Source organism: Mesorhizobium sp., assembly GCF_024509055.1.
Taxonomy (GTDB): domain Bacteria; phylum Pseudomonadota; class Alphaproteobacteria; order Rhizobiales; family Rhizobiaceae; genus Mesorhizobium.
Window position 1 is genome coordinate 1 of the sequence record NZ_JANINM010000500.1, and the last position, 11,469, is coordinate 11,469.

An 11,469-nucleotide genomic window follows, 5' to 3' on the forward strand; every position below is an offset into this window, starting at 1 on the left:
TGGCCTGGAACTTGGCCTGCATTTCCTTCGCCTTGCCCATCAGGCCGAGAAGATCCTTCATTCCAAACGTCCTCTTTGTCTGTTTCCATCATGGAGCGAGCAATATCCTGGCCGCTGCCGCCTCAGGATCCTGCCCTAGATTTCTTCGTCGTCAGCACCGGGCTCGACCGGCAGGTCGGCCTCGGCATCATCCACTTCCGGCACGTCCGGAATGCGCACGTCAATGATCTTGGCGCCGGGGAAACGGGCAAGGATGGCCGCGACCGTCGGGTCGCTCCTGGCGTCGGAGAAGGCATTTTCGCGCTTCGTCGTCTCCATCTCGGCCAATGTCTGGCCGCCCTCTTCCTTCGACAGCGACACCAGCCAGTTGCGGCCCGTCCAGGCGCGCAGCTTGGAGGTCAGGTCATTGAGCAGCATCTTCGGCGCGTCGCTGGTAAGGGTGACGTCGAGCCGGCCCGGCTCGATGCGCACCAGCCGCACGCAGCGTTTCAGCAGCACCTTGAAGGCGATGTCGCGATTGGCATCGGCAAGCGCGGAGATGTCGGCCAGCGACTTGACCGGAGCGGCCGGCTTTTCGACGACAGGCTCGGGCGCCGGAACGAAGGCCATGGGCGCTGGCTGCGTCTCGACAAGGCGCATGGTCTGCGCCCCGCCGTTGGAGGACGGCATGCGCGCCTGGGCCACAGCCGTCACGCCGCCGCCATTGCCGGGGTTCGCCGGCGGCCCGTTGCCACGCGGCGCGCCATTGGGCATTGGGCTCGCGCCTTCCAATGATTTCAGGGCCTCGTCCAGCGTCGGCAGGTCGGCGGCATGCGCCAGCCGGATCAGCACCATCTCGCCGGCGCTGACCGGGCGGTTGGAAGATTGCACCTCCGGAATGCCCTTGAGCAGCATCTGCCAGCTTCGCGAAAGCACCTTGACCGAAAGCGTGCTGGCAAATGCGGCGCCGCGCCGGCGCTCGTCCTCGGAAAGCGAGGCATCGTCTGCCGCGGCCGGCACGAAACGCAGCCGGGTGACGAGATGATTGAACTCGGCAAGATCGGTGAGCACGGCGGCCGGATCGGCGCCGGTGTCATACTGCGCGCGGAACTCGGCGAGCGCCGCCGCGACGTCGCCCTTCATGACATGTTCGAACAGGTCGATGATGCGGGCGCGGTCGGCGAGCCCCAGCATGGCGCGCACGGCTTCGGCGCTGACCGTGCCGCTGCCATGGGCGATGGCCTGGTCGAGGATCGACAGCGAATCGCGCGCCGAGCCTTCGGCGGCACGCGCGATCATGGCCAGCGCATCGTCGTCGACGGCAATGCCTTCCTTGGCGGCGATCGAAGACAGATGCGCGACCAGCGCGCCGGCATCGATGCGGCGCAGATCGAAGCGCTGGCAGCGCGACAGGACCGTGATCGGCACCTTGCGGATCTCGGTGGTGGCGAAAATGAATTTGACGTGCGGCGGCGGCTCTTCGAGCGTCTTCAGCAGGCCGTTGAAGGCCTGGGTGGAGAGCATGTGCACTTCGTCGATGATGTAGACCTTGTAGCGGGCCGATACCGGCGCGTAGCGCACGCGGTCGATGATATCCCTGATATCGTCGATGCCGGTGTGGGAGGCGGCGTCCATCTCGATGACGTCGACATGGCGGCCTTCCATGATCGCCTGGCAGTGCTCGCCGGGAATGGAAAGATCGACGGAGGGCTGGTCGACGGTCGCGGTCTTGTAGTTGAGGGCTCGCGCCAGGATGCGCGCGGTAGTCGTCTTGCCGACACCGCGCACGCCTGTCAGCATCCAGGCCTGGGCGATGCGGCCAGTGGAGAAGGCGTTGGTCAGGGTGCGGACCATCGGCTCCTGGCCGATCAGCTCGGAGAAATTCGAAGGGCGATATTTGCGCGCCAGCACGCGATAGGCGCCGGCCTTGCCTTTTTCCGGGCTTTCCGGCCCCGATTTTCCGGCCTCGCTCATTCGCCGTCAAAGCTCCAAGGACCGCGACGGAAGGCGGTCGATTCCTGCGCATAGTCTCGCCCGCACGGCTCGGCGCCGTCAATGTCGCGGGAGAAAGGCGAAGAGGCGGGAGGCTGGAACAATGACCCGTTCCGGGCTCGTTAGGGCTGCTTCCTTCCGGACCTGACCCGGTTGGCGAGTGGATCGTCCACCACCAACCTCCCGCGTCCCATATCGGCAATTCAGCGGCGAAATGCAAGGGTTGAGGTGAAAGACGATTGCCGGCGGCGCTGGCCCAACAGGTGGGAGGGCCTTCAAATCCACAATACCAGCCAATGATTCGCTTGCAGCCACCTTGCCGCCGCTCTAGCGTTCCCCGGTTTGGACAAAACAACAAAAGTAAAGGAAACGCCATGTTGCCTGGCCTCAAGGCCGGTTTCACGCTGGACGCCCGACTGGAGGCGGACAGTGAGCAGCTCATGTGGCTCGGCCTTTGCGAACTCAGGTTGATGAACGATCGCCGCTGGCCGTGGCTGGTCCTGGTGCCGCAGCGTCCCGGCGTGGAGGAGCTGCACGAGATGACGCCGCTCGACCAGGCGATGCTGACCTTCGAGACCAACATGGTGGCACAGGCGCTGAAGAAGGTGACCGGGTGCACCAAGATCAATACAGGCGCGCTCGGCAACATCGTGCGCCAGCTGCATATCCACGTCGTTGCCCGCTCGGAAGGCGACCCAGGCTGGCCGGGACCGGTCTGGGGACATGGCATGCGCGAACCCTATCAGCGCCCCGATATCCGCCGGTTTGCCCAAACGATGAAGGCGGCGCTATAAACCGAACGGTGTCCGCCCGCGCATCCAGAGTCCCCTAACCCCTCGAGTCCCCATGAGCTTCCGCCTCTTTGACGCGCCCTTGCGCGAGCCGAGCCAGTTCGTTGGGTTCGCCGGCAACCGGATCGACCGCCAGTCCGAGAATCGCGCCGACGATGTGGTTGAGAAAGCATTGGCCGACCCGAAAGCGCGGCTGATGCTGATGCATGGCGGCCGGCTCTATCTGAAGCTCGCCGACGGTGGGTTCGATCCGTGGTTCAAAGCCGCGGAGAGCTCCGCCTTCGAGGCTCCCCTCGACCGCGGCGTGCTGCTTGGCTTTTCCAACAGCGGCCCTGTGCTGGCCGTCCCGGCTGGCGTCGAGCCGGAAAAACTGCCCGAGACGGTCAAGGCTATAGACTACCGCTCCGTCTACATGCAGGGACTTATCGACGAGGAAGCGGCCGGCGCGATGGCCCAAGGGGCAGCATTGCTCGCCTGGCACGCCAGCCACGCTTTCTGCAGCAAATGCGGCAACCCGTCCGAAATGCGGGCCGGCGGCTACAGGCGGCATTGCCCGGCCTGCGGCACCGACCATTTCCCGCGCACCGATCCCGTCGCCATCATGCTGACGGTGACGCGCGACAAATGCCTGCTCGGACGCGGCCGGCATTTCGCGCCGGGGATGTATTCGGCGCTTGCCGGCTTCATAGAGCCCGGCGAGACGATCGAGGCGGCGGTGCGCCGCGAAACGCTGGAGGAGGCCGGCATCCGGCTTGGCCGCGTCGTCTACCACGCCAGCCAGCCCTGGCCGTTCCCCTATTCGCTGATGATCGGCTGTTTCGGCGAGCCGCTGAACGAAGACATCCAGGCCGACCTCAACGAGCTGGAGGACTGCCGCTGGTTCGAACGCGACGAAGTGCGCTCGATGCTGGACCGGCAGCATGCCGGCGGGTTGATCACGCCTCCGAGAGGAGCGATCGCCCACCACCTGATCCGCGCCTGGGTCGATAGCGAGCAAGAGCAGGGAGCAGACAGATGATCCGCCATACCGTCGTGTTCACGCTGAAGCATCCCCTGCAGTCGCTGGAAACCAAGCGATTTCTCCACGACGCGAAGCAGATCCTAGCCGGGATCAAGGGGGTCACGCATTTCGAGCAGCTGCGGCAGGTCAGCCCGAAGAACGACTACCAGTTCGGCTTCTCGATGGAGTTCGCCGACCAGGCCGCCTACACGCGCTACAATGAGCACCCCGACCACGTCGCCTTCGTGCGTGACCGCTGGGTGCCGGAAGTGGAGTCGTTCATGGAGATGGACTACGTGCCGCTCGGCTTCGGTTGAGACCCTAGTCCGCGACTTTCCACTGCTCGCGCGACGCGCTTGCCGGGTAGACGCCCAGGATGCGCATCTCGCGCGAGAAGAAACGCAATTCGTCCAGCGCCAGCTTGACCAGCGGATCGTCGGGATGGCCTTCGATGTCGGCGTAGAAGAGCGTCGCGGTGAAGGCGCCGAGCTGGTAGCTTTCCAGCTTGGTCATGTTGACGCCATTGGTGGCGAAGCCGCCCATCGCCTTGTAAAGGGCGGCCGGCACGTTGCGGACGCGGAAGATGAAGGTGGTCATCATCTTGGCTTCCGGCGACGGGCGTTCGGCCCATTGCTTGTTCTTGGTCAGCACGACGAATCGGGTGACGTTCGAGTCGGTGTCCTCGACGTTCCGCTCGATGATGTCGAGGCCATAGAGTTCGGCCGCCAGCGCGGGCGCCAGCGATGCCATCGTGCGGTCCTTGACCTCCGAAACCATCTTGGCCGAACCCGCCGTGTCGCCGGCGATCACCGGCTTCCAGCCATTCTTGCGGATGTATTTGCGGCACTGGCCAAGCGCGTGGATGTGGCTGTGGACGGTCTTGATCTCCTCGCGCTTCACGCCAGGCAGCACCATCAACTGGAAATGGATCGGCAGGAAATATTCGCCGACGATGTGCAGGTGCGATTCCGGCAGAAGGTGGTGGATGTCGGCGACACGGCCCGCAATCGTGTTCTCGATCGGGATCATGGCGAGCGCGGCCTTGCCGGTCTCGACCGCGTTGAAGGCGTCCTCGAAGGTCGGGCAGGGCAACGGCTCCATCGACGGAAACATGTTGCGGCAGGCGGTGTCGGAGTTGGCGCCGGGCTCGCCCTGGAAGGATATTCTGTTGGTCTTGTCAGGCATCTGGATGTCTCAGTTCGAAAGGATCTGTCTGGCGCGTTCGAGATCGGCCGGCGTGTCCACGCCGAGCGGCAGCGAGCGGACGATCTCGGCGTCGATGCGCATGCCGGCTTCGAGCGCCCGCAGCTGCTCCAGCCGCTCGCGACGCTCAAGCGGCGACGGCTTCAGCGCGACGAAGCGTTCGAGCGCCGCCCGCCGGTAGGCGTAGAGGCCGACATGATGATAGAGCGGCCCCTCGCCCCATGGCGCGGTCGCGCGGGTGAAATACAAGGCCCGGAGCCTCGTGGCGGATAGCGGCGAGCCGACGATCTTGACCACGTTCGAGTTGGTCTTTTCCTCCTCGCGGACGATCTCGACGCCGAGCGTGGCTATGTCCACGGACGCGTCGGCAAACGGCCGCAGCGACGCGCCGATGATGTCGGGGTCGATGGTCGGCAGGTCGCCCTGCACATTGACGATGGTCTCGACCTTCTTCCCGGGATCGAGAAGGGTCAGCGCCTCGAATATCCGGTCCGAGCCCGATTCGTGGTCGGGACGCGTCATGACGGCCTCGAAGCCATGCGCCCGCACCGCTTGCGCCACGGCCTCGGTGTCGGTCGCCACCACCACCCGGCCGAGCCCTGCCTCGGCGCCGCGGCGGGCGACATGGACGATCATCGGCGCGCCGGCGATGTCGGCCAACGGCTTGCCCGGCAGGCGCGTCGAGGCCATGCGGGCGGGGATCAGGATCAATGTCGACATCGGGCTTTCGGGATGGCCGGGAACGCGGATGGAAAAGTGGCAAAACGTCTCACTGGAAGCGCCCTTATAGGTGTTGCAAGGTCGGAGCAAAAGACCTAGTTTCCGCCCGATTTGACTGGCCCTCGCGGGCCGTTTGCGATACCGACGGACGGAGTGGACGGGACGGTCCGCCGGAAAAGGGAGCAAGGGGCGTATGGATTCCAACGAAGTCAACAAGCTGCTCGGCGGATTCCTCGGGACCTGCTTCATCGTCTTTTCGGTGGGCCTCGTCTCGGACGGGCTGTTTGCCTCGCCCGCGCCCGAAAAGCCGGGCTTCGCCATCGAGGCCCAGGAGCCGACCGAAGGCGGCGCCGCCGCGCCGGCGGCGGCCGAAAAGCCGATCGCCGATCTTCTCGCCGGCGCCAGCGCCGATGCCGGCGCCGCCATCTTCAAGAAGTGCCAGGCCTGCCATTCCGGTGAAAAGGGCGGCCCGAACAAGGTCGGCCCGGACCTGTGGGATATCGTCGACCGTCCTGTCGCCGAGCATGAGGGCTTTGCCTATTCGGCCGGCATGAAGGATTTCTCCAAGGGCGGCCAGGAGCACTGGACCTACGAGAACATCAACCACTTCATCACCTCGCCGAAGAAGTTCGTGAAGGGCACGGCGATGGGCTTCGCCGGCCTGCCGAAGGAAGAAGACCGCGCCAACGTGATCGCCTATCTGCGCACGCTGTCGGACAATCCGAAGCCGCTGCCGACGCCGGGCGCCGCCGCCGATGCTTCGGCCAAGCCCGCCGATGCTTCCAAGCCGGCCGAAGCCGCTAAGCCCGCGGCAGGCGCCGCGCCGGCCGCGAAACCGGCCGACGGGACCGCTCCGGCGAAGCCCGCCACTCCGGCGCCCGCCCAATAAACAATTTGTCATAGAGACTTCCTTGGAAAAGCCGGGTTCGTCCCGGCTTTTCTGTTAGGAAAACGGCATGTGTGGCGACAAAGCCCGCCCTTGGCGGTTTTCACCGGCGTCAAATGATCTAGATTGCCGACGATGACAGGTCGCGACGAGGAGAAAGCATGACGGCTGGCCGCTTCCGCACAGTTTTCGCATCGATGCTTGTCTTGGCGTTCGCTGTGAGCCTGCAGGCCAGTTTCGCCGATGAGTGGCGCACCACCTCCTCGCTGATCGGCCCGTCCAAATATGGCGACAACTTCCAGCGCTACGATTACGTCAATCCGGATGCGCCCAAGGGAGGCACCTACAACAACGTCGTCGTCGGCACCTTCGACAGCTTCAACCCGTATATCGTGCAGGGATCGCCGGCCGCCGGCTTCGCCCAGTTCGGCGGCGGGCTGCTCTACGACACGCTGATGGACCAGGCGACCGACGAGGGCAGCGTCAGCCACCCGCTGATCGCCGATGCCTTTAAATATCCGGCCGATTATTCGTCCGCGACCTACCGTCTCGATCCACGCGCCAAATGGCATGACGGCCAGCCGATCACCGTCGACGACGTGATCTGGTCGTTCCAGGTGCTGAAGGCCAACAGCCCGATGTACAGCCGCTATTTCGAGAATGTGACCGAAGCGGTGGCCATCTCGGACCGCGAGGTCGAGTTCCATTTCAACCAGAAGGGCAACCGCGAGCTGCCCAAGATCCTCGGCGATCTCGTCGTGCTACCGAAGCACTGGTGGGAAGGCGCCGACGCCAGTGGCAAGAAGCGGGACATCACCAAATCGACGCTGGAGCCGCCGCTCGGTTCGGCCGCCTACAAGATCGCCAGCTTCAAGCCGGGCTCGGAAATCGTCTGGCAACGCGTGCCCGACTATTGGGGCGCCAAGCTGCCCGTGAAGATCGGCCGCGAGAACTTCGATACCCAACGTTTCACCTACATCCTCGACGACAACGCCGCCTGGCAGGCATTCACCAAAGGCGGGTTCGACGACGTCAAGCCGGAAAACAGCTCAAGGCGCTGGAACACGGCCTACAATTTCCCAGCCGTGAACGCGGGCGACGTGGTCAAGCAAGTGTTCAAGACCACTTCGCCGGAACCCATGCAGGGCTTCATGCTCAACCAAAGGCGGCCGTTGTTCCAGGATCGACTTGTGCGCGAGGCCCTCACGCTTCCGTTCGATTTCGAGACCATGAACCGCACGCTGTTCTACAATTCGAACACGCGCACCCAGAGCTATTTCCAGGGCACTGAACTGGCGTCGAGCGGGCTGCCACAAGGCAAGGAACTGGAAATCCTCGATAAGTATCGCGACAAACTGCCTCCCGAGCTCTTCACCCAGGAATTCAAGCTGCCAGTCTATGACTCACCGCAGGCGGAACGGAAGTATCTGAAGCAGGCGGTGGACCTGTTCGCCCAGGCAGGCTGGGTGATCAAGGGCGGCAAGATGGTGAACGCCAAGACCGGCGAGCCGTTCAAGTTCGAGATCCTCGGTTGGAACGACACCGATCAGGTGATCTCCAGCCCCTGGATCGCCAATCTGCGCAAGATCGGTGTCGATGCGAATTTGCGGATCATCGACCAAAGCCAGTACATCAACCGCGTCAACAACTTCGATTACGACGTCATAATCAGCCTGCTCCAGCAATCGGAATCGCCGGGCAACGAGCAGCGCGATTTCTGGAGCTCGAAGGCGGCCGATACGCCCGGATCGCGCAATCACTCCGGCATCAAGAACCCGGTTGTCGACGCGCTGGTCGACCGCATCATCTTTGCGACGGACCGCGACGACCTGGTGGCCGCCACCCATGCGCTCGACCGGGTGCTTTTGTGGAACTATTACGTCGTTCCGCAATACTACCGCGCGGTCGTCTGGCTGGCTTACTGGAACAAGTTCGGCATTCCCGAGAAGCAGCCTAGCTATCGGGGCGCCGACATCGATTCCTGGTGGATCGACCCCGTGAAGGAAAAGGCGCTGGCCGCGAAATACAAGGGTGTCAATTGATGGGGCGGCAGACAGTGCTTCCCCGTCGCGACTTCCTGGCGCTCGGCGCCGCGGCGGCCACCGCAGCGGCGCTGTTGCCGGGCCGGGCCTTCGCCGAAACGCCGACCGGCGCGAAGCTGCATGGCCTGTCGGCGTTCGGCGATCTCAAATACAAGCCCGACTTCCAGCATTTCGACTATGTCAATCTCGACGCCCCGCAAGGCGGCACCTTCAACTTCGCGCCGCCCAACTGGGGCGCCAACCAGAGCCCGCTGACCTTCAACACGCTGAATGCGTTCGTGCCGAAGGGCGATGCACCGCAGCGCATGGAAATGTGCTTCGATGCCTTGATGGTGCGGGCGCTCGACGAGCCTGACGCCGTCTACGGGCAGATCGCCGAGACCGTGACGATCTCGGACGATCGCAACAGTTTCACATTCTCACTGCGCCCGCAGGGGCGCTTCCATGACGGCACGCCGCTTACGGCCGAGGACGCCGCCTTCACCTTCAAGCTGCTGAAGGACAAAGGGCATCCGGACTATTCGCTGTCGCTGACGCATCTCGACGACGCGGTTGCCGTGGACGCTCGCACGCTGCAGCTCAAATTCTCCGGCAAGCAGGCGTCCCGAACCATCCTCAACGTCGTCCAGTTCCCGATCCTGTCGAAGGCCTTCTATACCGCCAATCCGTTCGATTCCTCGCAGCTCAACCCGCCGCTCGGCTGCGGCGCATACAAGGTCGGGCGCTGGTCCGCGGGAACGTTCATCGAGTACGAGCGGGTGGCCGACTATTGGGGCAACGATCTGCCAGTCAATCGCGGGCAGAATAACTTCCAGCGCATCCGCATCGAGTTCTACCAGGATCGCACGGCTGGGTTCGAAGCGTTCAAGAAGGGCGAGATACTCTATCGCGAGGAGTTCACCTCGCGTGTCTGGGCGACCGGCTACGATTTCCCGGCCGCAACCGCCGGCAAGGTGGTCAAACATGAGTTCCCGGCCGAAACCGTGCCCTCCATGCAGGCCACAGCCGTCAACCAGCGACGCGAGCAGTTCCGTGACCCGCGCGTGCGGCAGGCGATCGCGCTGTGCTTCGACTTCGAATGGACACGACGCAACTTCTTCTACGGCTCCTACGAGCGCTCGCAGTCCTGCTTCGAGAAATCGGATTTCCGCGCCGAAGGCCTGCCCTCGCCGCAGGAACTGGCTCTGCTGGAGCCGTTGCGCGACCAGCTTCCGCCGGAGACCTTCGGCGAGGCGGTGACGCAGCCCGCATCCGACGGTTCTGGTCGCGACCGCAAGCAGCTCGGCAGCGCCGCCAAGCTTCTGGCCGGGGCGGGCTGGAAAAGGTCCGGCGACTTCGTCATCAACGACAAAGGCGGGCGGCTCTCGGCCGAATTCCTCGTCGATGACGACGTTTTCGTGCAGGTCTATTCGCCCTGGGTCGCCAACATGAAGGCGGTAGGCATCGATGCCTCCATCCGCCTGGTCGATTCGGCCCAGTACCAGCTCAGGCAGTCGACATTCGATTTCGACCTGATCTCAAGTGCCTTCCGCTTCAGCGCCACCCCAACGCGCGACGACCTTGAAATCATGTTCCATTCACGCGCGGCGGCGATCTCGGGTTCGCGCAACCTGCCAGGCATAGCGAGCCCTGCCATAGACGCGCTGATCGATGCCGTGGGCGCCGCAAAAGACCGCGAAAGCCTGACGGTGGCGATGCGCGCGCTCGATCGGGCCTTGCGCGCCCGGCGCGATTGGATTCCAAGTTGGTTCCTGGCGAATCACCGAAGCGCCTATTGGGACATGTTCGGTTTTCCCGAGCAGAAACCCGATTTCGGCTTTCCGGTCGAAGCGCTGTGGTGGGTCGACAAGGGCAAGGCGACAAAGATTGGCAAAGCCTGACGTTACCGTTCCCGCGGGATTGGCGGCCTGATGGGCGTCTATATCCTGCGTCGGATCCTCCTGATGATCCCGACCCTGTTCGGCATCATGGCGATCTCCTTCGCCGTCATCCAGTTCGCGCCCGGCGGCCCGGTCGAGCAGGTCATCGCCAGGCTCACCAACCAGGGCGGCACGGATCGCCTCGGCGGCGGTGGTGGCGATGCCGGCGCCAACGCCACCAATTTCGACGTCGCCGGCGACGTCAGCTCGAAATACCGAGGCGCGCAGGGGCTCGACCCGGAGTTCATCAAGAAGCTCGAAAAACAGTTCGGCTTCGACAAGCCGCCGCTCGAACGCTTCGGCATGATGCTGTGGAACTATTCCCGCTTCGACTTCGGCGACAGCTATTTCCGCGACATCTCGGTGCTGAACCTCATCCTGGAAAAGATGCCGGTGTCGATCTCGCTGGGCTTGTGGATCACCCTGCTCTCCTACCTGATCTCGATCCCGCTCGGCATCCGAAAGGCGGTCAAGGACGGTTCCACATTCGACATCTGGACCAGCGGCGTGGTCATCGTTGGCTACGCCATACCGGGATTCCTGTTCGCGATCCTTTTGATGGTGCTGTTTGCCGGCGGCTCGTTCTGGGACCTGTTCCCGTTGCGCGGCATCGTTTCCGACAATTGGTCGCAGCTGTCGTGGCCGCATAAGATCCTCGACTATTTCTGGCACATGACGCTGCCGCTGACGGCTCTGGTTCTGTCGGCCTTCGCCACCACGACGCTTTTGACCAAGAACTCCTTCCTCGAGGAAATCCGCAAGCAGTATGTGGTGACGGCGCGCGCCAAGGGCCTGTCGGAGCGAAGGGTGCTCTACGGCCACGTCTTCCGCAACGCCATGCTCATCGTCATCGCCGGCTTCCCCGGCGCCTTCATCTCGGCTTTCTTCACCGGCTCGCTGCTGATCGAGAACATCTTCTCGCTCGACGGCCTCGGCC

General features: G+C 63.8%; 10 protein-coding genes, 1 other RNA gene and 1 pseudogene. 7 read left to right on the forward strand and 5 right to left on the reverse strand.

Annotation, left to right across the window (positions count from 1 at the left end; genetic code table 11):
* From Q0L57_RS29475 to ffs, 3 genes and pseudogenes are all read right to left on the reverse strand, one after another.
* Positions 1–61, reverse strand: a pseudogene (locus tag Q0L57_RS29475) (YbaB/EbfC family nucleoid-associated protein); the annotation flags it as partial.
* A gap of 74 nt (positions 62–135) precedes the next feature.
* A complete protein-coding gene (locus Q0L57_RS29480; protein WP_296746608.1) occupies positions 136–1,953 on the reverse strand; it encodes a DNA polymerase III subunit gamma/tau in 1,818 nt (605 codons plus the stop codon).
* A gap of 105 nt (positions 1,954–2,058) precedes the next feature.
* Positions 2,059–2,155, reverse strand: an RNA gene (gene ffs, locus Q0L57_RS29485) — signal recognition particle sRNA small type.
* A gap of 190 nt (positions 2,156–2,345) precedes the next feature.
* Between ffs and Q0L57_RS29490 the strand changes: the two genes are divergently transcribed.
* From Q0L57_RS29490 to Q0L57_RS29500, 3 genes are read left to right on the forward strand one after another with little or no spacing between them, the layout of a single operon-like run.
* Positions 2,346–2,765: an HIT family protein gene (locus Q0L57_RS29490; RefSeq protein ID WP_296746609.1), complete on the forward strand. Its 420-nt coding sequence runs from the start codon at positions 2,346–2,348 to the stop codon at positions 2,763–2,765.
* A gap of 52 nt (positions 2,766–2,817) precedes the next feature.
* Positions 2,818–3,780, forward strand: a complete 963-nt coding sequence (gene nudC / locus Q0L57_RS29495) for an NAD(+) diphosphatase (protein WP_296746610.1) — start codon at positions 2,818–2,820, stop codon at positions 3,778–3,780.
* Positions 3,777–4,079, forward strand: coding sequence for a Dabb family protein (locus Q0L57_RS29500; RefSeq protein ID WP_296746611.1), 303 nt, complete (start codon positions 3,777–3,779; stop codon positions 4,077–4,079). Before nudC ends, Q0L57_RS29500 begins: the two co-directional genes overlap by 4 nt.
* A gap of 4 nt (positions 4,080–4,083) precedes the next feature.
* On the opposite strand, the gene Q0L57_RS29505 is transcribed toward Q0L57_RS29500, so the two are convergent.
* Both Q0L57_RS29505 and Q0L57_RS29510 read right to left on the reverse strand, forming a co-directional pair.
* Positions 4,084–4,947 carry a prephenate dehydratase gene (locus Q0L57_RS29505; RefSeq protein ID WP_296746612.1) on the reverse strand — a complete coding sequence of 288 codons (864 nt, stop codon included), beginning with the start codon at positions 4,945–4,947 and terminating at the stop codon, positions 4,084–4,086.
* A 9-nt stretch (positions 4,948–4,956) separates the two neighbouring features.
* On the reverse strand, positions 4,957–5,685 hold the full coding sequence (locus Q0L57_RS29510) for a 3-deoxy-manno-octulosonate cytidylyltransferase (protein ID WP_296746613.1): 729 nt from the start codon (positions 5,683–5,685) through the stop codon (positions 4,957–4,959).
* Between the two features lie 193 nt (positions 5,686–5,878).
* Between Q0L57_RS29510 and Q0L57_RS29515 the strand changes: the two genes are divergently transcribed.
* The 4 genes from Q0L57_RS29515 to yejB all read left to right on the forward strand — a co-directional run.
* Positions 5,879–6,574, forward strand: coding sequence for a cytochrome c family protein (locus tag Q0L57_RS29515; RefSeq protein ID WP_296746614.1), 696 nt, complete (start codon positions 5,879–5,881; stop codon positions 6,572–6,574).
* A gap of 158 nt (positions 6,575–6,732) precedes the next feature.
* Complete coding sequence (locus tag Q0L57_RS29520) at positions 6,733–8,613, forward strand: extracellular solute-binding protein (protein WP_296746615.1); 1,881 nt, start codon at positions 6,733–6,735, stop codon at positions 8,611–8,613.
* Entirely contained in the window at positions 8,613–10,493 is a 1,881-nt protein-coding gene (locus Q0L57_RS29525; RefSeq protein ID WP_296746616.1) for an extracellular solute-binding protein, read from the forward strand. Before Q0L57_RS29520 ends, Q0L57_RS29525 begins: the two co-directional genes overlap by 1 nt.
* Positions 10,494–10,523: 30 nt before the next feature.
* The coding region (gene yejB, locus Q0L57_RS29530; protein WP_296746617.1) for a microcin C ABC transporter permease YejB at positions 10,524–11,469 on the forward strand (946 nt) is incomplete at its 3' end.